The organism is Acinetobacter sp. YH12040, from assembly GCF_013420005.1.
Classification (GTDB): Bacteria; Pseudomonadota; Gammaproteobacteria; order Pseudomonadales; family Moraxellaceae; genus Acinetobacter; species Acinetobacter amyesii.
Genome location: NZ_VOZB01000001.1, coordinates 122,647 through 146,515 on the forward strand (window position 1 = coordinate 122,647; position 23,869 = coordinate 146,515).

Consider the following 23,869-nt stretch of genomic DNA (forward strand, 5'->3'; position numbering starts at 1 on the left):
TTTTCACTTAAATTATCAACACATAAAAAAGTCCCAACGCTGGGACTGGATAATTTCTTAGAATATTTTTGTAATTTTAGTTGTTTAGGTCAAAGGAACTACAGCATAAGTATCTGCTGAATACCTTATGCCATAGCGCTAATTTCTCATGGCTATAATCAATTACTGACATAGGCAGGCTAGGTCGGCATTATTATAACGAATAGATTTCATAGTCATATTCAGCACCTCGTGTTTAGAAAGTAAAATCTCACTTTAACCTCCATTTTGCGTACTGTGAAATAACAAGAACCGCGCTGCTTTTCACAAATTTTCTTAAAGAACATTCCTGCTTTTCTTATCTGATTTGGCTTTAAATGAAAAATTCATCCAACTTCAATGTTGTTTTTTATAAATGCTACACTGAATCAACAAATTAAAGCTTGAGCATTGTGCATAAACTCGGCAAATTATGAGCAAATGAGCTGAATAAGATTTTTCAAAATATGGCCAGTCCAGCGCAAACTATTCGCCACAAGCTACTAAATACTTTTTTTTCTCGGCATTCAATTTGGTTTGCTTGTATTTTTATCTTCCTACTCATTTCGAGTTTTCATTTAGGTTATTCCCCTCGTTATATTCAATATTTTATTCCACAAACCTTATTGAATAGTATCTGGGTCATTACTGGGCTTTTAAGCTTATTGGGTTTGTATGACGTCATACAAAACAAACATTCGATCTTAAAAAATTACCCCATCATGGGGCACTTTCGTTTTCTATTTGAAGAATTTCGACCTGAAATTCGCCAATATTTTATTGAATCTGATCAAGATGCTCTGCCCTTTTCTCGTATGCAGCGTAGTTTGGTCTATCAACGTGCAAAAAACCAAAATGCAGATAAACCATTTGGTTCAATTGTTGATGTTTACCAAAATGATTACCGCTTTATTAATCACTCCTTGTCACCTTGCATTCCTGCCATTCCTGAAACATTCCGTATTAACATTGGCAATGAACAATGCAAGCAACCGTATAGCGCATCGATATTAAACATTTCTGCGATGAGCTTTGGTAGTTTAAGTGCCAATGCCATTCGTGCCTTAAACTTAGGCGCAAAAATGGGCAATTTCTACCATGACACCGGTGAAGGCAGTATTAGTCCGTATCACTTGGAAAATGGTGGCGACATTGTCTGGGAACTCGGTAGTGGTTACTTTGGCTGCCGTACGATTGATGGTCAATTCGACCCTGTACGTTTTGCTGAACAAGCCAAGCACCCTCAAGTCAAAATGATTGAGATCAAATTATCTCAAGGTGCAAAACCAGGCCATGGTGGCATTTTACCTAAAGACAAAATTTCCGAAGAGATTGCTCAAATCCGTGGTGTCAGCCGTGAACATGACTGTATCTCGCCATCTAGCCATCCTGCCTTTAGCACCCCTATAGAAATGATGCAATTTATTCAGCAATTGCGCGAACTGTCAGAAGGCAAACCTGTGGGTTTTAAACTGTGTATCGGGCAACCGTGGCAATTTATGAGTATCGTAAAAGCCATGTTACATACGGGGATCACACCTGATTTTATCGTGGTGGATGGTTCTGAAGGTGGGACTGGCGCTGCACCTATAGAACTGATTGATAATATGGGGACACCACTGCGTGAAGGCCTACTCTTTGTCAATAACACCCTGATTGGTGCAGGCTTGCGTTCAAAAATTAAAGTCGGTGCCAGTGGTAAAATTATTAGTGCTTTTGATATTGCCAGTACCATGGCGATTGGCGCAGATTGGGTCAACTCAGCTCGTGGCTTTATGTTTGCAGTCGGGTGTATTCAAGCTCAAAGCTGTCATACCAACCAATGTCCAGTTGGCGTTGCAACGCAGGACAAAGACCGTCAAAAAGCCATCCATGTTCCGACCAAAGCAGAACGTGTTTTTAATTTCCACAAAAATACCTTGCATGGCTTATCTGAACTTATTGCCTCAGCAGGTTTACAACATCCATCAGATATCCGTGCGCACCATCTAGCGCAGCGGATTAATAACCGTGAAATTAAAAACTATGCACAGCTACATTTTTGGTTAAAAGATGGGGAGCTGCTCAGTTGTGAAAATAAAGATGAAGAAAACTTCTATTTCCGTATGTGGAATATGGCCCATCTAGAAAAGTTCTGATTCCTCCACCCAAAAAAAAGAGGCGTCCACGCCTCTTTTTTTCGTCTAGATCCATCACACTGATTAAGGTAGGCTGTGCTCAATCGTCAATTAGTAACTGATGTTACGCGCGTAAAAGTAAATACGCATTTTTAAAATAATTTCTAAGCCTATTCGACGGAGTCTTACATCTAGGGCTTAAATAAAGGGATTACCCTTCGGCTGGAGGTACTTTTGTTTCGGCAAAATGAGAAGCAAAGCTTCGCAAGGAAACCATCTTGCGGTGCAATGCACCTCACCGACAAAACTCGTTCACTAGCGTCAAATTATTCAAAGTATTGCAAAAACATTTTTGATTAGAAGTAGTCCTGTCTCAAACACTTGCGGATGAACTTCCCGCGTATCGTACTTTTATTTGAATCAAATTACGCTCCTGATGTTAGTGCGTAACATCAGTTAGTAATAAGACTTACTATTCGATTGAGCATGCAAGAATGCCGGGATCAAACCTGTTAATGCAGCACGAATATCGGCACGTTCATTAATCAGCTGATGTGAACCTTCTTCAAGCATGAGAAGCGTCTGTAAACGGAATTTACGACGTATAAACTCAATGTTATAACGCCAATCCACCGTTTGATCCTGTGCGCCTTGAGCTAACCACACTGGAATACGACACGCAGGTCGTTCTTCCATTTCCTGCATCCATTTTGACATGGCCAAAATCCAATCCATCCCCATCATTCGAGGTTGTAGAGGATCCTTTAAACGTACAAAACGTAAAAACTCAGGGTTGTGATTATTCCGTCTAAAATGACGTGGCACTTCACGTTTAATACGACGAATAATGCCTAATCCAACCGAGTTATGCCACCATGCCGTTTTTGCAGGACGAATCAGCGGAGATAATAATAAAACCCGTTCGACATAAGGGTTTTTGCGATGTTCAGCAAAATCTAACAGATGATGCAGCCAAATCGCACCACCCGTACTCTGCCCAATCCCTAACCACGGTGTCGGTAATTGAGCTGCATGTTTCACATAACGATATACCGCTTCCAAAACTTGTTGGTAATGGTCAAAGTTTTGAATACTGGCTGGCGAGCCATTGCTTAGACCATGCCCCGGTAAATCATAGGTCAAAACACTAAAACCTTGATCTAAGAGCTCACGAATAATCGGCTGATATATTCCACTATGCTCTAAATAACCATGTAATAAAAATACAGTGCCTTTAATGACATCTGTTTCAGCCTTTAGTTTCGGTTGAAACACTTGTACATGTAGTTTGAACAAAGGCATTTCTACATAGCCTTGCCAATGTTCGCAGTTCAAGGCATCTAAGCCGTAGAGTCGTCGATAAGATTGTATTTCGACACTAGGCTCAAACGGCCGATTTAAATTTAGCGGTTCTAATAATTGTGGGGTTAATTCTCGACTTGGAACAGGAAGATCTAATTGTTTAAGGATCGAAGGATTAAGAAATGGGATATCTGACATTATGGGACCTCCCGACAGTCACTTGAGCCAAACCAAACGTCACGTAAGGTAGCTAATAATTCATAATTGGCACGACGACTATGGTCATAATTTTTTTCACTTGGTCGCCATGTGGTTAATGTCGTTGGCATAGGTGCAACAACAGGAACGGTTTCGATACCATTTAATGCAAATAAACGCCGTGTTCGAGGCATATGATATTGGTCGGTGATTAAAATAACCGTCGGTGCGCCGCCTTTTTTCTGTAAAAGTAACGAACTAAAGCGTGAATTTTCGCAAGTATTCATACTCCGGTTTTCAAGCAATTTCGCATCGACATCATATTGCTTTAACCAAGCTTGCATATACGGTGCTTCCACACCACTCAGTACAATCGGTAGCTTATGTGTGCGTTCGACATCGAGTGTTTTTTCCAGTCGAAGTCGTGTGTAGTCATTCACCACGATATCTTTATCATTTTTATCTAAAGTTAAGCCACCACCTAACACCACGATCGCATACGGATCTGCGGTTGGCTGCTTCAGGGTTTTATCTTTCATTTTGGCTAGATCAAGATAGGTTTCATCATCGATCGGTTCCGCTTCTGAAGCAGCTTGTTCAATTTCATGAGTTTTTAAGAACTCTGTATATTGCGTCATGAGTCCTTTATTTTCCGCACTATTGAGTTCGAGCAGCTCTTTCATTTTTTGAGCAGGATTTTCCGCCATTGCTTCAGAGGATGCCGCCTCGGATGCAGAAGGATTCAGCAAAGGAACTTTCGGTATGTCCTTTTGATTATCACTTATTTCTTTTTCATGTTCTTCTTCAATGAGCTGCTGTAAAGCCTTATAACGCGCTTGTATAAGGGTCAAGTCTTGAGGCTCATCAGACTGTATGGCTTGCTCCATGAGTTTTAAATACGCTTGGCGCGCGATCCATAAGTCAGAACCCGGCTCATAATTATCATCATCACTCAAAGCACCGAGTTTTTGACTTTGCGCTGCGAGCTGATTGACTTCTACAGGAACGAAATAATTTAAACTTTTAACGATCAATTTAGAATAAAACGGCGTATAGATAAAAATCATCAGACAGCCCAAAAGTACAAATAGCACTGCGGCAATTTGTACTAAGCGAACCATCCAATGTGTTTTATGCATAAATCTAAAACCTATGTTTTTATTAATCTGCGTGAGATCGAATCAAGCCATTTGTATCAAATAATACAGGCTCAGGATGTAGTTCAATATTAAATTTTTCAAAAACATCATGTTGTACAGCTTTGTAAGTTGTACGTACATCTTGCAGCGTGGCGTCCTGATAATTGACCAACACCAAAGCTTGCTTATGGAACATACCCACTGAACCCACAGATTTCCCTTTCCAACCCGCTTGATCAATCAACCAGCCAGCTGCCAGTTTTACCGCATTATTCGGTTGTGGATAATGGGGTAAATTTGGAAATTGCAGCGCAATTTGGTCAAAGGCTTGCTGGCTAATCACAGGATTTTTAAAGAAACTTCCGACATTTGGAAATTCTTTCGGATCTGGAAGTTTGGTTTGACGGATATGAATGACTTGCTGTTGTAGGTTTTCTGCACTTAAGTCTTCGCCTACCGCCTGCTTTAAATCACCATAATTTAATTTTAAATCGGCATGTTTTAAAAGTTTAAAAGTCACATGCGTAATAATAAAACGCTCTGGCTCATCTTTAAAAATACTATGGCGATATGAAAAATGACAATCGGCAGCGCTAATACTACTTTGCTGTTCTGTTACTCGGTCATAGACCTGCACAGATTCAATAAATTCACCCGCCTCAACACCATAAGCTCCAATATTTTGCACAGGTGAAGCACCGACTAAACCGGGTATCAATGCTAAATTTTGTAAGCCATAAAACTGGTGTGCCGTCGTCCATAGCACAAAGTCATGCCACACTTGCCCTGCACCCACTTTTAAAGTCTGTGTATCGGCATCGTCTTGTACATATTCAATCCCTTGAATATCCATGTGCATCACTAAAGCATGTATTTGCTCAGGCAACAGCATATTACTGCCTCCTGAAAGTACCAATACATTTAATTGCTCAGCTTTGGCAAAGTCGAGCGCTGCTTGGATATCTTCTACCGATTGAACACGTACATAATGAGATGCTACAGCATCGAGGCTTAATGTATTAAATGGCTTAAGCTGAACCTGTGTTTGAATTTGCATTCTTAAACCTTAATTTTTTTGCTGTGCTTGTAACTGAGTTTTTAAATAATTGACCCAAGCCTGACTGCTAGATTCGCATTGATCTAATACATGTTCAAACCCTGCATCACCACCATAGTACGGATCTGGTACTTCTTGTTGCGGATATTGGTGATCATGTTGACTCATCAAAGACACTTGTGCACGTAGTTGACCGAATTGTTGCTGCGCCTTTTGCATGAGGTTTTGAATATTGTCTAAATTTTCGTAGTCCATGGCCAAAATCAAATCAAATTCAATAAAATCATGAACCGTTAACTGACGTGCGCGTAATGCAGATAAGTTATAGCCTCGTAATTTTGCATGCTGTTGGCTACGAAGATCAGGCGCTTTGCCCGGATGATAATTGCTCGTACCCGCAGAGTCGACGTGAATATTGAGTTGCGCTTCATCACAAAAATGTCTGAGAACCACTTCAGCCGTAGGTGAACGGCAAATATTTCCTAAACAAACACACAACACCTTATATGGCGTGCTGGATGACATAACAACCTCAAGACTACTTTTATTTCAAGCGTCTTATGTTAAGTTATTTACAGGATGAATCCTATATCAACACTCAAGAATAATGTTTATTTGGATATAAAAAATTAGGGATAAGCCAATGAGTCAATTTCAGTTTCAAACCGTCAGCAATATTATTTCAGGCTTAGGCTCTATTTCCCAACTGAGAGAGGTCCTAGACGACTTTCAAGCCAAACGTGTCATGCTTGTGACCGACCCCGGTATGTTGCAACAACAATTACATTTACCCATTTTGGATATTTTAGAAAGTATCCATCAAGATTATGTGATTTATTCCAGTATTCAAGCTGACCCTGCAGAACATATAGTTTTGGATGCAGTTCAATTTGCCAAGAATGAAAAAGTGGATTTGATTATTGGTTTTGGCGGTGGCAGTTCAATGGATGTGGCTAAAATTATTGCGATCTTGGCTCATCCTAAGCAAACACAACAGATCAGTGATTTATATGGTGTTGCTAATGCAAAACGACCACGCTTACCGCTCATTTTGATCCCGACAACGGCAGGGACCGGCTCTGAAGTCACACCAATCTCTATCGTCACTACAGGTGAAACCACCAAAACTGGTATCGTCTCCCCTGTACTGTATGCCGATGTCTGCATCCTCGATGCGAACTTTACATTAAATCTTCCCGCACACATTACCGCAGCGACCGGTATCGATGCCATGGTGCATGCCATTGAAGCCTATACATCAAAAATCAAAAAAAATCCGTATGCGGATATGCTCGCCAAACAAGCTTTGCGTTTATTAAATAAAAACTTAGCACTGGTTTTACAAGATGGACATAACCTCGAAGCGCGTCAGCACATGCTAGTCGGTTCAATGCTTGCAGGTCAGGCCTTTGCTAATGCACCAGTTGCAGCGGTGCATGCACTCGCCTATCCACTCGGTGGACACTTTCATCTCTCGCATGGTCATACCAATGCACTGGTTCTCGCTGAAGTGTTAAAGTTTAATGCACCTCAGGCCAAACAGCATTATGCAGAACTTATGAGTTGGCTAGATCCATACAGTACGGGCTGTACCGATGGTTTATGTGATTTATTTATTGATCATATGCAAAATCATTTAGATCAGAGTGGTTTGGTGCTAAAACTCAGCCAACTGAATGTGCCTGAAAATATGCTCGATCGTTTAGCAGAAGACGCGTTATTACAAACGCGACTATTACAAAATAATCCGCGAAAACTGCAGTTTGAAGACGCTCGCCAGATTTACCAATCAATTTATGCCTAAAGTTCACTCATTTTTGAAATAAAGAAAATACCAACGATGAAACCTGAAACTAAACGCCACCAAAACTATCGATTTTTATTTCCAATCCAAACGCGTTGGGCAGACAACGATATGTATGGCCATGTCAATAATGTCACCTATTACAGCTATTTTGATACCGCTGCAAATGCACTCTTGATTCAACATGCTGGTTTTGATTTGCAAAAGACCCCGATCATCGGTTTAGTGGTCGATTCAGCCTGCAGCTTTTTACAGGAACTGTCCTATCCTGAAATCATTGAAGTTGGAGTTGCGATTGAAAAAATTGGTAATTCTTCACTGCGCTATGACTTGGCTATTTTTAAACAAGGACAAAATGAGGCTGCAGCCCAAGGACATTTCGTACATGTGTTTGTCGACCGCCAAACACGAAAAAGCACCTCGATACCCGATGAAATGCGAGATGCTTTAACTCAGTTTTTACTTTAATTTTTATATCCAGCTTAAAACTTATTTGAGCTGGATATTTTGCAACTCACCATCAAAGCTTTTGAGTAAGTCTTTCACAACAGGCTCTGCATGTAATAACTCATTTGCACGTGCAAAGGCCTTTTCCTTGCGGACATGTTGTAAAGCATATGGTGTGGTTTCTTCGACATCTTCAAAGCTGATATGGAAACGACATTTTGACCATTGCGTATGAATCGCTTGTTCCAATACATGCTGTAATTGAGTCACTAAAGCTTCGTACCGCTTTGGAATATGGAAAGTCGATTCACCGTCAATCGTACCGCGCATAATTCCATGCTGCGCCAACTCTTGTACCGCAGGTGAAAGTTGACTATTACGGAACCAATACTCCCACTTTTCGACCGTCCACTCACCTTCTAGGTTTTGAGGCTGTAAAGTCAAAATATCTTGTGGCATCAAGGTAGAAGATGAACCCGTTTGAACAGCATCCGAAGAAACGGAACTTTGCGTAACTTGTGGTGATGCTAGATCAAAACCATTGTCGCCTTGAGCACCCGAAACTGATTCATTCACCACATGTTGTGGTTCAATGGCATTTATCAAATGTGGCTGAGCTGTTTCAGGCTCTACACTTTTTGACTCTAAAGCTGTTGGTTCTAAAGGTGCAATATCTTCAAAATTTATAGCGCTCACATCAACTTCTTCAGTTTCAGTACTCGGCGTCGGATCTAAATCAAATAATGTGTCTTCTGCCACGGCATCCATAACAAGCGTGTCATTTTGCTGTGTCGATACAGACTCAACCGGTGCAACCTCTTGCGTATCTAGAGTGCCATTTGCTGTAGATGCTGTAGAAGTTTGGCTTATTGCGTCTTCTTCAGGATCATCTAAAAAATCATCAGATGAAGGTTCATCGACTGCAGGTGCAGAAACATAGCCATCATCGTCATCATAATGTGAATCATCAAAATCATCGAAAGCTGGCGATGTGTCTACAGCGGGTACAGCTTCAGGCTGCTCAACAGTGGCAACCTGTGCAGCAGACTCAACAACGGTATTGGGTTTCTGCAAAGACTGTGTTTGAGTCGGCTGAACTGTTTCGGCCTGATTTTGAGCAAGCTGTGGCTGTGCGGCTGACTCTTGCTGTACGGCAGAGACCAACATTTCGTTTGGCTGTAATGGTCGGAATGCTAATAGACGTAGCACACACATCTCAAAACCTTGCTCTTGCGTGACTGCCAACTGCAAGTCTGCCCGACCTTTGCATGTGACTTGATAATACAACTGCAAATCTTGAGCTGAAATCAACTGCGACAATTGCATAATTTTTTGATTGATCTCAGCGCTATATTTCAACGCTAAGTCTGGCAAGTATTGTAATAATGCCAGTTCATGTAACGTTGAAATCAACTGATCTAATACCAGCGAAACATCCAGCGCTTGTTGACGGAATTGCATGAGTAAAGCACTCACGCGTTCACGCTGATTTTGATGAATGGCTAAAATCAAATCATAAATGATCGTACGGTCAATTAGGCCCAACATGTCTTTAACATCTTGGTGCTGAATTGAACCTTGACCATAGGCAATGGCCTGATCGGTCAGTGACAAAGCATCACGCAGTGAGCCTTGTGCCGACTCAGCAATTTGCCAAATCGCATCTTGCTCTGCTTGAATTTGTTCTTTTTGTAAGATATCTGTCAAATGCGATGTGATTTCATCCACGGCTAAAGGACGCAAAGTAAATTGCAAGCAACGTGAAATGACAGTAATCGGTAATTTTTGTGGATCTGTGGTTGCAAATAAGAACTTCACATGCTCTGGCGGTTCTTCGAGAGTCTTTAATAACGCATTAAATGAATGCGTAGAGAGCATATGTACTTCATCGATTAGATAAACCTTGAAGCGACCTTGCGTTGGTGCATAAGGAACGTTGTCGAGAAGTTCTCGGGTATCTTCAACTTTGGTCCGTGATGCCGCATCGATTTCAATTAAATCAATAAAACGACCTTCATTTACTGCTTTACACGTTGGGCAGACTTCACAAGGCGTTGAGGTTACACCTGTTTCACAGTTCAGACATTTTGCCAAAATACGGGCAATGGTGGTTTTACCCACGCCACGAGTACCTGTAAATAAATACGCATGATGTAACCGACCACGTTCTAAGGCACTGGTAAGTGCGCGTGACACATGGTTTTGCCCCACGAGTTCAATGAAATTTCGTGGACGGTATTTTCGTGCAAGTACTTGATACATGTATGCTCCTTTTTACAGGTGTAAGCATACTGTTTTTTTGTCTAATAGTGAAATAAATGGCAGAGTTTGGACAATAAAAATCCGATCTTGGGCTCTCCCAATGATCAGGCAAATTTAATATAAATTACGAATGCTTAAACTGCTTTATTTAAAAGGAAATCACTCTGCATTTGATAGCGTTTCGCCGTCTGGTCTTCACGAATTTCTAGCAATTGCTGATCCAAATCTACATACAATAGATTGCGCGTTTGCACATTCATAAGTTCTAGCTGCTGCTTTGATTCATCTTTAAAACGAATTACACCTTTTAGCACTTCTACTTCGTTATGACCACTTAGACTTTCACGAGTGAGTGTATAGGTTTGGTCTTCATGTAGCTCTAGAGCCACAGCCATGCCAGGACAATCTTCACAACGAGAAAGACAGCCCATACACGGCGTGGTACCTTTAAAATCACCGACCCATGCAGCTTGCTGTTTTTCGGCAGTAATCGCTTCTATCTCTTTTGCTTTCGTTTGAGTTGAATCCTGACAACCCAACATTGCCGATGTTGCTACTAAGGGAATCAAAACAACTTTTTTCATAGGGATATCACAGCAGTCTAAAACTGCGTGGGAAAATAGCATATTTTTCACATTTTCCCAATTTCTGTTCTATCCCGAAGTATCTTAAAGCCAGCCCTTACGTCCTTTAAGTGCTTTGTCTGCACAGCGTAAAGTTTCTTGAGTTAGGCCCCATAAGCGATAATCGCCCGTGATTGAACCTGTCGCAAAGTTATGTGTATACGCAAAACTTAAATCACGCTGCGGATCACACCAGGCCCCAGAACCATTAAAACCAATATGTCCAAAACCTTGACTCGATTTGCCTAAAGTCAAAATTCGATGATATCCCAAACGCCAATTCATCGGTAAAGGCATAATACGATCACGTTTTTTATATTGAATTTCACTTAAAGAATCAAAAACTTGTGTTGTGATTAAGGTCTGTCCTTGCCACTGGCCATGATTGGCTAGCATTGCATAGATTTTCGCTAAACTATTGGCACTAAATACGCCTGTTGCCGCAGGAATAATGGCTTGCAAACCCTCATCACTAAAAAATGAAAACTTGCGCATCCCTTTTGGAATCATACCATCTTGAAAGTCTTGCAAATTTTGTCCTGAAATTTGCAGGAGCTGATCAAAGATTGATGGTTTTCGTGTATCAGTCTTTTTTTTCGGGTTTTGTACTTGAGTATTATCTTGAACAGAAGCATCTATAGTGCGTTCTTCTTTTTTCTTTTTCGGAATCAAGCGTGCAACCTCACTAAGTTGATGCTCTGGTACGCCAAAAAATGCATGATCCAATGCCAAAGGCTCAACCAAATACTGTTGCATCAATTCTGTAAGCGGTCGACCTGTGGCCTTTTCAAGTACACCACCGACTTGCCAACCGAAGGTTAACGGTTGATATGCTGCATCAGTTGATGGCTCAAAACGTGGCTTAGCTTGTTCGATGACTTTAAGCATATGTGGCCAATCAGCCATTTCAGATGCTGTTTGAATGATATTACGGATATCGTATAAACCACTCTGATGACTCAGCATGTGCCTTAATGTGATATCCGACTTACCATTTTGAGCAAACTCCGGCCAATATACGGCAACGGGAGTATCGTAATCTAGAAAGCCTTCGCTCACTAAGATATGTGCAAGCGTTGCAAGTACACCTTTACCTGTGGAATAACAGACCGAGGGCGTATTGGACTGCCAAGCTTCTTCGGCTGACTTTTTACCGGTCCAAATATCCACGACTTTTTGACCTTTAAAATACACCACTAAGGCGGCTCCGCCTAAGTGGGTTCGAGCATCCTGCATACGGCTAAATTGCGCCGCCAAATCTTGAAACGCCTCGTCAACCGTACCTTGATAATTATTCTTCTGTGCAAATAGATATTCTTTGAGCGCCTGCATCATCATTCCTTTGAATATGAATCGCTTGAGATTAAAACAAAAAAGCCTAAACCGATATCGATTTAGGCTTAAGTCTTAAAGTGCCTTTACACTTCCCGCGACATGCGGCTTTTTGTTCTTACTATTTCGAATAGCAAACTCTGTATCTTTACCCGTTTGTGCAGTAAGGAACTCGACTTGCGAAGGTAAGTACATTGGTAATTTAAACCATACATCTGCTTCATAGGCATCTGGCAAAGTTAAGCTCGACAAAGCTTTGGCTTTACTCCACATACCATGTGCAATGGCTTGTTTAAAACCAAACGCTTTAGCGGTTACAGCATGAATATGAATCAAGTTAAAGTCACCAGAAGTCAACGCATAACGGCGACCGGTATTTTCAGAAACATTCCATTCAGCTTGAACTTGCAACTCAGCTGACTTTGTTTCGGTAGATTTTGCCGCAGCTTTGTTCTCTGTTTTTTGACGTGCTAAATACGTGGTTAATGATTCTACAACCACTTCATCACCCACTTTTGCAGTGGTAATAAAGTCAAATTGCACGCCTTTATCATGTGGCTGTAATTCACCAAATTTGCATGACAATGACAGTGTTTCATTCACACCAACTTTGCGATATTGCTTCACTTGGTTACGAATATGTACCAAACCTAAGATCGCAAATGGAAAAGCTTCCGTAGTCATCATATGCATTTGCAAACTTTGAGAAAGCACAGCCAAATAAATCGCTGGGATATAACCATTGTTTTTAAAGCCACACACTTCGTTATAGGCTTTTAAATGTTTTTGATCGACCTTAAATGAATCCACCACATATTCAACTTGCGGCAGAACTTTTTCACCTTTTGGCTTTTTAAAAATCAAGCCTTGAATCACTTTTGGATAGGCTAAATAAGGCTTTGGAAGTTGACTAAAATGGCGAGTATTCATACTGAACCTTTTAATTATAAATATATCTATTTAAAAGCAATTCCCTCTCCTTAAAGGAGAGGGTTAGGGAGAGGTTAACTTTCCCAATGAATTTTAATCCCCCTTTGGTAAATGGGGACTCTTCTCCTCCCTTTTACAAAAGGAGGGATTACATTAAGCCCCTAACAAGCTTTGACCACACACACGTACCACGTTACCGTTCAAGCCAGTCGACGCAGTTGAAGCAAACATCGCAATCGTTTCTGCAACGTCTACAGGTAAACCACCTTGACTCATCGAGTTCATACGACGACCTGCTTCACGGATTGCAAATGGAATCACAGCAGTCATTTGCGTTTCAATAAAGCCTGGAGCAACAGCATTAATGGTTACACCATTTTTAAGTAATGGTGCTGTGAATTTCACTACACCAATCACACCTGCTTTCGATGCCGCATAGTTGGTTTGACCTAAGTTACCTGCAATACCTGAAATAGAAGATACGCAAACAATACGACCATTTGCATTGAAGCCATCATTTTCAAGAAGGTAATCATTTACACGCTCAATCGCAGACAAGTTAATGTTAATCACCAAATCCCAAAGCTCAGGCTTCATATTGGCCAAAGTTTTGTCACGGGTAATCCCTGCGTTGTGCACGATGATATCCAAACCACCTTGAGCAGCTGCAGCCGCTTTAATTTTTTCACCGGCATCGCTTGCAGTAATATCAATCGCTAGCGTAGAACCGCCAATTTCACCTGCAACACGGTCAAGGTCTGCTTGCTGCTGTGGAACGTCTAAACAAATCACATGCGCGCCATCACGTGACAATACATGTGCAATTGCTTCACCAATACCACGGCTTGCACCTGTTACTACAGCTGTTTTGCCTGCAAGCGGTTTATTCCAGTCAACATCCACAACATCTGCTTTAGATACACGAATCACCTGACCCGATACATAAGCTGAACGTGGTGAAATCACAAAACGTAATGCAGATTCTAAGTTTGCTTCAGCACCTTCGTCCACATAAACTAATTGTGCTGCAATCCCTTTCTTAAACTCTTTACCCACTGATTTTACAAAACCTTCTAATGCACGTTGTGCAATGGCTTGTTTCACAGTTTTCGCAGTCTCTGGTGTTGTACCAACAACGACAACGCGACCAGACGCCTGAATTTGACGTGCGATTGGGTTAAAAAAGGCATATAAGGCATGCAATTGTTCTGAGTTTTGAATACCTGAAGCATCAAACACCACAACTTTAAACTTAGACTCTTTATCGCCTTCGTTGAATGCGCTTAAGTTTAGACCTGATTTTGCCGCAGCTTGTTGTAATTCAGCATTATTGCCTGCATAGCTATTGGCATGAATATTTGCCAAGACTTGTGCAATAGCACCAGATAATGTTGAAGCAGGCGCTGCACCGAATAAAACCGCACCTTTAACTACAGGTGTTGCAGACTCAAAACGCTCTAAAAAAGTCGGTGATGGTAAACCTAAATTTTTGATGACAAATTTACCAATAGGAGATTTTGCAAATGTTTGGTATTGATCAGTCATGTTTATTATCTCTCATACAGATTAATTTTTGATGGATCTGAAGATATCCCTTTAACTTCAAGATGATGTCAGATACTTATATTTCAATAGTTCCATCAGTTTCCATGGAATCATACTTGAGTTAAACCGCAGATGGCTTGACCTGAATGCTTTAGCGAATGTCATTTTAGTCAATTTACCCATTTGGTGAATATGCTAATGTACCCAACAAGAAGATCATCCACATGCTTGGAAAAGCCTTATGAGCAAAACAACTCAAGAAAATCCAGCAGTCGAAACTCCGACCACGGAAACTGTGTCAAATACATCAAAGAGTACACCACGTACCGCTAAAAGTACGGGCACAGCAACCAAGTCTACAAGTGATGCCGCTAAAACGAGCCGTCCTCGTCGTGCATCTACACGTACTAAGACACCCGCTTCAAACCCTAAAACAGCTTCAAAATCAACAACTCAAACGTCTGTTCAACAGGATAATACCATGAGTCAAAACACAGTTCGCCGCGTTGCTATTATCGGTGGTAATCGTATTCCTTTCGCTCGTTCTAACGGCGCTTACTTCACTGCATCAAACAGCGATATGTTCACCGCTGCATTAAATGGTCTTGTTGAACGTTTCAACCTTCAAGGTCAACGCCTTGGTGAAGTTGTTGCTGGCGCCGTGTTAAAACACAGTCGTGACTTTAACATGACCCGTGAGTGTGTACTCAATACCGAACTTGCTCCTGAAACACCTGCTTACGATATTCAACAAGCATGTGGTACAGGTTTACAAGCTGCTTTCTTGGTTGCTAATAAAATTGCTTTGGGTCAAATCGAAGTGGGTGTTGCTGGCGGTGTAGACACAACCTCTGATGCACCGATCGCTTTTGGTGATGGTTTACGTAAAGCTTTACTTGAATTGAACATTGCTAAAACGGGTAAAGACCGCCTAAAAGCATTAACTAAAATTAATGTTAAAGATTTGATGGATGCACCGAAAAACGGTGAGCCACGTACAGGTCTTTCTATGGGTGATCATCAAGCCATTACGACACTTGAATGGGGTATTTCACGTGAAGCGCAAGATGAACTTGCTGCATCTTCACATCAAAAAATGGCAGCTGCTTACGAAGAAGGTTTCTTCGATGACCTGATTACGCCATTCCTTGGTTTAGAGCGTGACAACAACTTACGTGCAGACTCATCAGTAGAAAAACTTGCGAAGTTAAAACCAGCGTTTGGTAAAGGCGATGCGCGTACGATGACTGCGGGTAACTCGACTCCACTAACTGATGGTGCGTCATGTGTCCTTCTTGCCTCTGAAGAATGGGCAAAAGCAAACGGTCACGAAGTGCTTGCTTATTTAACCTTCCAAGAAACAGCGGCGGTTGACTTTGTAGAGAAAAAAGAAGGCTTATTGATGGCGCCTGCGTATGCAGTGCCTCGTATGCTTGAACGTGCAGGTATTACGCTACAAGATTTCGATTACTATGAAATTCATGAAGCATTTGCTTCTCAAGTATTATCTACACTAAAAGCATGGGAAGATCCTAAATTCTGTAAAGAACGTTTAGGTTTAGATGCACCATTGGGTTCAATTGATCGTTCTAAATTGAACGTGAAAGGCTCGTCACTTGCTGCAGGTCACCCATTTGCTGCAACTGGCGGTCGTATTATCGCAACTGCTGCAAAATTGCTGAACCAAAAAGGTTCAGGCCGTGTACTTGTATCGATTTGTGCTGCTGGCGGTCAAGGTGTAACCGCAATTATTGAAAAATAATTAATCTGCACTATAAAAAAACCGCTCATATGAGCGGTTTTTTTATACCTATACATTAGAAGCGGTAACCCACACCCAAATAAGTAATTAATGGATCAATATCCACTTTTGTAGATGAATGAATCATCTGTTGCCCAGTCGTTTCATTCAAAACTTTAATCGTTGCCTGATTATTAAGTTTTGCATATGACACTGATGCAACACCATACCAGCTAGGCGTAATGTCATAGGTAAAACCAGCGGTTACAATTGGTGCGATAGCCGTATCGGTATCTACATCAACTTTCATGCGATAGGCATCACCATTCGCATCAGTACTCACTTTACGATCTAGAGCTGCGCCACCTTTTCCATCTAACATATTTTGGATCATATGACCCGCCACTTGTAGATCTGCCTCAATGCCTTTATCTAATTTAATTTCGTTAAAGTAAGCATACATAATGCCCGCCCCTACATATGGACGGAACTTATTCACACCTGATTTTCCGAATTGATACTGAACTTCAAGCGCCGGTGTCCAAGCACGCGCTGTAGAAGCTTTTTTACGTGCCCCAAGATTGGTAATTTCAATAGCTTGTGCTAATTCAAACTCAGATATACCCGCTATCTGTAATATAGAAGTTGGTGGCAATATTGCAATTCCAGATAATGGTGCATTAATAATACCCACACCTTTAATATCGACTTTAGGTGGAATCCCGCCAATCATTTGTAATGAAACATTATCATTAATATAATAATTAAATGTTAAACCTAAAGTATCTACATCATCTGCTTCTAAGCCTGTACCCTGATTAGTCCATTGATCAAGCCCTCTAATTTCAGCATCTCCTGATTCTGTAGCAACTAGATTACCATCCTCATCCAAAAAACCCAGTGCATACCAATCATCAGGCTGGTCTAGCATTTCCTCAAATACTGGAAATAATATGTCTTTGCCTGTCATACCCTCTGGTAAACCTGGAACTTGTGCATCCCCATCTATTGATCCGAGTAATGAACCTAGAGAATAGTACCAACAGGAATTATAGTCACTGGAGATACAGCAGTACGAATATTAAATGGATTTGCTTTCCCTTGCGGCATCACATGCATCCAACCCGCAGATACAGAAAAACGTTTAAAGTTACCATCTGCAAATGTAAATTGTGTAAGCCCAAGCAAAACAACAGGTGTGACAATTTTTATCAATTTCATATGCTAACTCCTTGTCTTGCATATTTTTTTAATCAACTTATAAAAACATTCTTTGTTTTTATATTTAAAAGTTATGTAATTAGTATAATTTTTTATAGTTATATTATGTTTTTATATATTGTTATTTGTTAACTTCTGCCCTATTTTAAAGCAAAAAAGGCCTGTACTTATCAATACAGGCCAATGTAATTTTCTTATTGAAATTTAACGATATTGTGGTTGGTAACCCAAGTGCGCCTCAATCTGGTCATAGCACCATTGGAAAATAAATGTATAGACTAAAATACACATGGTCATACTAAAATCGAGCAAAATCGCCTGCCATAAGGTCATATGCATGGCATAAGCCACCATTGGGATGGTTGCAAGCATTAAACCGCCCTCAAATCCAATTGCATGTAAAACACGTACACCAAAGGTTCTTTTTAACTTTCTTTTTGCTTCAAATTTTTCAAAATAATGATTAAAAATCATGTTCCAAATCACAGAAGTGACCGCCATTGCAATACCGAGCGTACCTGTCACCTCCATCGGAACTTTAAAAATAAAACTTAACGCAATAGCAATGATCACCAATAGGATGATCTCATAGCTTAGCGCATGGATAATCCTTCTCTTGGAAATCGTCATTTTGAAACACTCTATCATTTGTAAAAATCACATTTTATTTTTATATTATTGATTAATCGAGTTAGGTTCTTTCAATATTATTGAAAGGTTGTATTCCTTTATTTTTTATATGCACATGAATATTAATCAAGAACAACTGATGATTTTTAAAACAGTCATGGAAACAGGATCATTTTCCGCAGCCGCCAGACAACTCGGCAAAGTGCCATCGGCAGTCAGCATGTCCATTGCGAATTTCGAAATTGATCTCAACCTTAAACTGTTTGAGCGCGTTGGTCGTGAACCTGTGCCCACCGCTCAAGCGCTTAACCTATACGAAAAAACTGAACAATTATTGATAGAAATCAATCAGTGGAAACAGCATGCGATTGCGCTGAGTCATGGTTTAGAGTCTTCACTGAATATCGTGGTGGTATCAGAACTGCTTCATACGCAGTGGACCGACTATATCTCTTTGCTAGAAACTCATTTTCCATCTTTGCAAATCAATATTTTTTCTGCGCCTCAAGAAGATGCCCAAAAGATGCTATTACAAGGTCAAGCGCAGCTTGCTCTAATGTTTGAACGTGAACAGCTTGAGAGCTATGAACAATTTGTCGAATTGAAGCGTGAAGCATTGGTTCCTGTTGCTGCGACAAAACATGCCCTGTCGAAATTTAAGCAAGTCAGTTTTGAGCAAATTTTGCAAAGTCGACAAATCGTGGTCGCGAGTCGTGATAAAAGCATCAAACCAGAGTTGTTATTTTCCAAACACAGTTGGCGTACAGATAATCACCACTCTGCCTGTTCTATGATTATTCAAGGTCTGGGTTGGGGTGTGCTTCCCCTCGAGATGTTTAATGAAAATCCGACGCTCAAAGATCAACTCAAAATTTTAAGCTTTCAAGATTTCACACCCAAATTTGAATATTTCGTCGACTTGGTCTGGAACCGTGAAAAACCTCTCGGCTCGGCTGCTCATTTTTTGATTAATCACATCCGAAATTCACGAAAAACTACGATTTAGACTGCCTAATTAGGCGTTTTTTGGTTGGGTTCTAAACAGATTGTGTTATAAAAGTATGTACACCAAGAACATTAAGAACTAGATTTCAAATGACTCAAAATGCGTTAAACCAATTAAAAAGCCTAACAACGATTGTTGCTGACAGCAGTGATTTAGCTGCGATTAATACATTCCGTCCATTGGATGCGACCACAAATCCATCTTTAATTACAGCAGCGGCAAATCAACCTGAAAATAAAGAACTGATTGAAAGTGCTTTTGAACAAGCGCGTAAAGAAGGTTATCAAAATGATGAGCTGGTTGAGCGCACCATCGATATTCTTACGGTCAAATTTGGTGTAGAAATTTTAAAATTGATCGAAGGACGTGTCTCTACAGAAGTCGATGCAGCCTTGTCCTATGATACTGATGCCACCATTGCAAAAGCTAAAGAGTTATTGGCTTTATATGCACAGTATGGTATCGATCAAAACCGTATCTTAATTAAAATTGCCTCAACGTGGGAAGGTATTCAAGCCGCTAAAGCCCTTGAAGCTGAAGGCATTCACTGTAATCTGACTCTGTTGTTTGGTTTGCATCAAGCTCAAGCCTGTGCAGATGCTCAAGTCACGCTGATTTCGCCATTTGTTGGTCGTATTTTAGATTGGTACAAAAAAGCTGAAAATGTGGATAGCTACCCGATTGAGAAAGATCCGGGCGTGTTATCAGTGAAGCAGATTTACCACTACTACAAACAACATGACATCAAAACTGAAATTATGGGTGCTAGCTTCCGTAGTATTGATCAAGTGCTTGGTTTAGCAGGTTGTGATTTATTGACGGTTTCACCGAATTTATTGGCAGAACTGGAAAAAGATCAGCGTACCGTGGAAGTGCAATTGTCTAATCATCATGCGCATGCACACTGTCAACACGATGTACAAGTGCTCGACAAGCAAACTTTCAAAGCTGAAGTTGAAAAAGACTTAATGTCTTTCCAACTATTACAAGGCGGTATTGATGGTTTTATTAAAGCCCGTGAGCAGCTGAGTAGCTTACTGCGTCAAACTTTTGGCTTAGATGCTGAAATAAAAGCATAAATTAGAAATTTTCAGTTTCATCTAGAACCGAAGTTGTATACTACAGCTTCGGTTTTTTATTTGAGTGTCTTCAGTGTTTGGAATCACAGACTTAACGACCTTTATTATTGGTACGATATTAATTGTGATTTTACCCGGGCCAAATTCACTTTATGTCATGTCTGTTGCTTCTCGCTATGGCATTAAGGTCGGCTATTTAGGCGCTTTTGGTGTCTATACTGGCGATTTGATCTTAATCTTACTCACTGCTCTCGGTGCTGCATCCTTACTTCATGCCTTCCCTTGGTTATTCTTATTATTAAAAATTGTGGGTGCGCTGTATTTAAGTTATTTAGGTATCAAACTTTTCAAGGCTGCCTACCAAACTTGGAATGCCGTTCAAACGCCAGAACAACTCGACACCAAACAACTGAGTTTGAGCGAACTGAAACCGTTTAAGACTGCATTAACCATCAGTATTTTAAACCCTAAAGCCATTCTTTTTTACTTATCGTTCTTTGTACAATTCGTCGATCCTGCATATCCATATCCTGCGATTACATTCACCGTACTCGCGATCGTATTGCAAATTATCAGTATGAGCTATTTAACGATTTTGATCTTTTCGGGTGCAAAACTGGCTACCTATTTTAGCCATCGCTATAAATTTACGGCATGCTGCGTGGCAGCGGTTGGTCTTCTATTTTGTGGATTTGGTCTAAAACTTGCGACATCTACGTTGTAAATGACATGTGAGACATAGTTCAATTTTTTAAATTATAAAAATTTACAATGCTTTTAAATTTTGAATGGATGAAACATCCACAATCTAGGTTGTCGGTTCGTACTATTAAAGTGCCGTTTGTTAAAGTGTCATTTGTGTATAAATAAAGTATTTCCATAATATCTCGATGAGCACTTTTACTGTACAGGACTTGAGCGTATCATCCTGAAAAATGTCATCTTAAATCTGCGCCAACAATAGTCATAGCTCGATCATTATGCAAAAACTACTACAAGACTTCTCCATTCCAGCTGCTTTTGCAGGTTTTATTACGTTCTTAGTCGGGATCAGTGTCTCGGCTGTTTTGGTGATCCAATCTGCACAAATGCTCGGTGCCAACACTGCAGAAATAACTTCTTGGTTTTGGGCTCTAGGTTTGGGTATCGGCTTAAGCGGGCTGATTCTGTCTTGGAAATTTAAATATCCCGTTGCGACTTCATGGTCCACTGCAGGACTAGCACTGATTTTAGCGACTGCAAATGGTTACAGCATAAATGCCGCCCTAGGTGCTTTCTTGGTCTGTGGCTTATTGACAGCAATACTTGGATTTTTAGGCATTTTTGAAAAAATACTACGCTATATCCCGCAAAGTCTAACTAGTGCAATGTTGGCGGGTGTACTCCTTAAATTTGGTATTGAGCTATTTGTCAGTTTACAAAATGAATGGGCATTCGTTCTGGGTTTACTCGCGGCTTATGTCATCAGTAAACGACTGTTACCACGTTATAGCATTGTCATTACGGTGATCATTGGCATTATGCTTTGTCCATTGTTACTTGGCTTTCAATTACCGGCGCTTAATTTAGAACTCGCACAGCCGGTTTGGGTCACACCTGAATTTTCGATCTCAGCAATACTGGGTTTGGCGCTACCACTCTTTGTAATCAATATGGCCTCTCAGTACTTACCAGGTTTAGCCATGATTAAAAGTTATGGTTATCAACCCCACGTTAATCAACTGATCGGTTGGACTGGGACAGCCCAAACACTACTCGCGCCATTTGGATGTTTTAGTGTCAATATTGCTGCGATTAGTGCGGCAATCAGTCTAGATGACCAAGCCCACCCCGATGAGAAAAAGCGCTATATCGCAGGTATGACCTGTGGCGTCTTTTATATTTTGATGGGCCTGTTTGCAGCCACTTTGGTGAGTTTCTTAACCGCTTTCCCATTGGTGTTTATTACCGCTTTAGCAGGCATTGCCCTACTAGGCACCATTGGACACAACATCGTCATTGCTTTCCAAGAAGCGAGTGAACGTGACGCCGCTCTACTCACCTTCTTGTTTAGTGCATCGGGCGTACAATTTTTTGGTATTGGTTCCGCGTTTTGGGGGTTGGTCTTTGGTTTAGTCGTGCATGCTATTTTCAAATATAAAAGAAATTAAGCCCTCAGTAAAATAATTTGCTTCAAATAAAAGAATGATACGCGGTAAGGTCATACGCAAGTGTTTGATATAGGACTATTTCTAATCAAAAATGTTTTTGCGGTACTTTGAATAATTAGACACTAGTGAACAAGTTTTGCGGTGAGGAGCAATGCTCCGCAAGATGGTTTCCTTACGTAGCACGCTTCTCATTTTGCCGAATGAGAAACAACATTTCAAGACTACCTCCAGCCGAAGGCTAATCCCTTTATTCAATCCCTAGATGTAAGACTCTGTCGAATAGACTTAAAAATCATTTTAAAAATGCGTAATTACTTTTACGTATGTAAAATCAGTTATTTAATCTATTTCGCTCGATACGTTCGGGCGATCAGTTCTTGTTTTAATAATTGGGTTTCGCTCTCATCTTCCACTTCTGTAAAAGCGGTGAGCCAAATACCATCGGCTGCATAACGAACAATTTTCAGTTCTATATCCGAATCGGTCTGATGATGACGCTCTAGACGTGAGTTCATCCAGTCGATCCAATATTCATTAAATGTTTTATCGGTCAGCATGGTCATCGAAATCGCGGACCAAGACTGTTGCAAACCCATGATTTGTTTTTCTAAAGTAATTTCAATATAGGCTCGGGTAAAGCGACCGTACGGCTCAGGGTCTTCTTCAACTAAACGGTCAACGACCTTGTCTAATTGAGCCAAAAGCATCACAATCATGGACTCTAAGAGCTTTTGCTTATTTGAAAAATGATGAAATACACCACCTTTTGTAACCCCAACTAAATCCGCAACGGCTTGAATCGACACCCCATTAACACCTTTATCAGCAGCAAGAAGGATTGCATGCTGCAAAATACTCTGGCGTATCAGTTGAGGCTCTTTCTTACGCTGATGCGGATTATCCATACTAGTGTCCAGCTGAAGTTGAAAACAGGTTGATCACGACCACACCTGAAACAATCAGGCCTATCCCTAACATGGCTGGGAGGTCTAAACTTTGACGAAAGATAAAGTAGCCAATTAGTGCAGTTAAAACAATACCAACGCCTGCCCAAATGGCATAAGCAATACCAAGTGGTATGACTTTAATCACCTGAGACAATAAATAAAATGCCAAACAGAATAAAACTGCGACAGCCAATGAAGGCGCAAGTTTGGTAAAGCCTTCTGACTTCACCAAAAATGTCGAACCAATTACTTCTGAGATAATCGCCAATGATAGTAAGCCATAAGCTAAAGTGACCGAATTCATTAATCATTCCAAAATAA

The 23,869-nt window shown here is 40.6% G+C and carries 20 protein-coding genes and 1 pseudogene; 8 read left to right on the forward strand and 13 right to left on the reverse strand.

Annotated features, from left to right (window positions below; translation table 11 throughout):
* Positions 1–485: 485 nt before the first annotated feature.
* Entirely contained in the window at positions 486–2,156 is a 1,671-nt protein-coding gene (locus FTT99_RS00605) for an FMN-binding glutamate synthase family protein (protein ID WP_078188593.1), read from the forward strand.
* Between the two features lie 435 nt (positions 2,157–2,591).
* On the opposite strand, the gene FTT99_RS00610 is transcribed toward FTT99_RS00605, so the two are convergent.
* The 4 genes from FTT99_RS00610 to FTT99_RS00625 are packed head-to-tail and all read right to left on the reverse strand — an operon-like array spanning position 2,592 to position 6,356.
* Positions 2,592–3,635: an alpha/beta hydrolase gene (locus FTT99_RS00610; RefSeq protein ID WP_168377747.1), complete on the reverse strand. Its 1,044-nt coding sequence runs from the start codon at positions 3,633–3,635 to the stop codon at positions 2,592–2,594.
* Complete coding sequence (locus tag FTT99_RS00615) at positions 3,635–4,774, reverse strand: YdcF family protein (RefSeq protein WP_168377748.1); 1,140 nt, start codon at positions 4,772–4,774, stop codon at positions 3,635–3,637. Before FTT99_RS00615 ends, FTT99_RS00610 begins: the two co-directional genes overlap by 1 nt.
* 22 nt (positions 4,775–4,796) lie before the next feature.
* Positions 4,797–5,831: a UDP-N-acetylmuramate dehydrogenase gene (gene murB, locus FTT99_RS00620; RefSeq protein WP_180055182.1), complete on the reverse strand. Its 1,035-nt coding sequence runs from the start codon at positions 5,829–5,831 to the stop codon at positions 4,797–4,799.
* Positions 5,832–5,840: 9 nt separating this feature from the next.
* Positions 5,841–6,356, reverse strand: a complete 516-nt coding sequence (locus FTT99_RS00625; RefSeq protein ID WP_111884272.1) for a low molecular weight protein-tyrosine-phosphatase — start codon at positions 6,354–6,356, stop codon at positions 5,841–5,843.
* A gap of 118 nt (positions 6,357–6,474) precedes the next feature.
* Here FTT99_RS00625 and FTT99_RS00630 point away from each other — a divergent pair, with 118 nt between their 5' ends.
* On the forward strand, positions 6,475–7,635 hold the full coding sequence (locus tag FTT99_RS00630; RefSeq protein WP_180161152.1) for an iron-containing alcohol dehydrogenase: 1,161 nt from the start codon (positions 6,475–6,477) through the stop codon (positions 7,633–7,635).
* Positions 7,636–7,671: 36 nt separating this feature from the next.
* Positions 7,672–8,103, forward strand: coding sequence for a thioesterase family protein (locus FTT99_RS00635; RefSeq protein ID WP_180161153.1), 432 nt, complete (start codon positions 7,672–7,674; stop codon positions 8,101–8,103).
* Between the two features lie 21 nt (positions 8,104–8,124).
* On the opposite strand, the gene dnaX is transcribed toward FTT99_RS00635, so the two are convergent.
* From dnaX to FTT99_RS00660, 5 genes are all read right to left on the reverse strand, one after another.
* The gene (gene dnaX / locus FTT99_RS00640) at positions 8,125–10,344 is read right to left on the reverse strand and encodes a DNA polymerase III subunit gamma/tau (protein ID WP_180161154.1); all 2,220 of its coding nucleotides are present in this window, start codon (positions 10,342–10,344) and stop codon (positions 8,125–8,127) included.
* A 134-nt stretch (positions 10,345–10,478) separates the two neighbouring features.
* Entirely contained in the window at positions 10,479–10,928 is a 450-nt protein-coding gene (locus FTT99_RS00645) for a copper resistance protein NlpE N-terminal domain-containing protein (RefSeq protein WP_180023492.1), read from the reverse strand.
* An 84-nt stretch (positions 10,929–11,012) separates the two neighbouring features.
* On the reverse strand, positions 11,013–12,299 hold the full coding sequence (locus tag FTT99_RS00650; RefSeq protein WP_180161155.1) for a serine hydrolase: 1,287 nt from the start codon (positions 12,297–12,299) through the stop codon (positions 11,013–11,015).
* A gap of 75 nt (positions 12,300–12,374) precedes the next feature.
* Positions 12,375–13,229, reverse strand: coding sequence for a MaoC/PaaZ C-terminal domain-containing protein (locus FTT99_RS00655; protein WP_180130388.1), 855 nt, complete (start codon positions 13,227–13,229; stop codon positions 12,375–12,377).
* Between the two features lie 153 nt (positions 13,230–13,382).
* On the reverse strand, positions 13,383–14,774 hold the full coding sequence (locus tag FTT99_RS00660) for a 3-oxoacyl-ACP reductase (RefSeq protein WP_180130386.1): 1,392 nt from the start codon (positions 14,772–14,774) through the stop codon (positions 13,383–13,385).
* A gap of 241 nt (positions 14,775–15,015) precedes the next feature.
* Between FTT99_RS00660 and FTT99_RS00665 the strand changes: the two genes are divergently transcribed.
* On the forward strand, positions 15,016–16,536 hold the full coding sequence (locus tag FTT99_RS00665) for an acetyl-CoA C-acetyltransferase (protein ID WP_180130384.1): 1,521 nt from the start codon (positions 15,016–15,018) through the stop codon (positions 16,534–16,536).
* A gap of 55 nt (positions 16,537–16,591) precedes the next feature.
* On the opposite strand, the pseudogene FTT99_RS00670 reads toward FTT99_RS00665, so the two are convergent.
* Together FTT99_RS00670 and aceI are read right to left on the reverse strand one after the other, a co-directional pair.
* Positions 16,592–17,736, reverse strand: a pseudogene (locus FTT99_RS00670) (OmpW family protein).
* Between the two features lie 204 nt (positions 17,737–17,940).
* On the reverse strand, positions 17,941–18,366 hold the full coding sequence (gene aceI / locus FTT99_RS00680) for a chlorhexidine efflux PACE transporter AceI (RefSeq protein WP_168377760.1): 426 nt from the start codon (positions 18,364–18,366) through the stop codon (positions 17,941–17,943).
* A 115-nt stretch (positions 18,367–18,481) separates the two neighbouring features.
* Here aceI and FTT99_RS00685 point away from each other — a divergent pair, with 115 nt between their 5' ends.
* The 4 genes from FTT99_RS00685 to FTT99_RS00700 all read left to right on the forward strand — a co-directional run bounded on the left by FTT99_RS00685 (position 18,482) and on the right by FTT99_RS00700 (position 22,601).
* Entirely contained in the window at positions 18,482–19,372 is an 891-nt protein-coding gene (locus FTT99_RS00685) for a LysR family transcriptional regulator (protein ID WP_111884264.1), read from the forward strand.
* 89 nt (positions 19,373–19,461) lie between these two features.
* On the forward strand, positions 19,462–20,451 hold the full coding sequence (gene tal, locus FTT99_RS00690; protein ID WP_078191801.1) for a transaldolase: 990 nt from the start codon (positions 19,462–19,464) through the stop codon (positions 20,449–20,451).
* 73 nt (positions 20,452–20,524) lie between these two features.
* A complete protein-coding gene (gene leuE, locus FTT99_RS00695; protein WP_180130379.1) occupies positions 20,525–21,175 on the forward strand; it encodes a leucine efflux protein LeuE in 651 nt (216 codons plus the stop codon).
* A gap of 256 nt (positions 21,176–21,431) precedes the next feature.
* A complete protein-coding gene (locus FTT99_RS00700; protein ID WP_180130377.1) occupies positions 21,432–22,601 on the forward strand; it encodes a benzoate/H(+) symporter BenE family transporter in 1,170 nt (389 codons plus the stop codon).
* Positions 22,602–22,945: 344 nt separating this feature from the next.
* Here the strand turns inward: FTT99_RS00700 and FTT99_RS00705 are convergent, their stop codons facing one another.
* Both FTT99_RS00705 and FTT99_RS00710 read right to left on the reverse strand, forming a co-directional pair.
* Positions 22,946–23,506, reverse strand: coding sequence for a TetR/AcrR family transcriptional regulator (locus tag FTT99_RS00705; RefSeq protein ID WP_180130375.1), 561 nt, complete (start codon positions 23,504–23,506; stop codon positions 22,946–22,948).
* Between the two features lies 1 nt (position 23,507).
* Positions 23,508–23,852 (reverse strand): SMR family transporter, encoded by a 345-nt coding sequence (locus FTT99_RS00710; RefSeq protein WP_078188613.1) that lies wholly within the window; start codon positions 23,850–23,852, stop codon positions 23,508–23,510.
* Positions 23,853–23,869 lie beyond the last annotated feature (17 nt).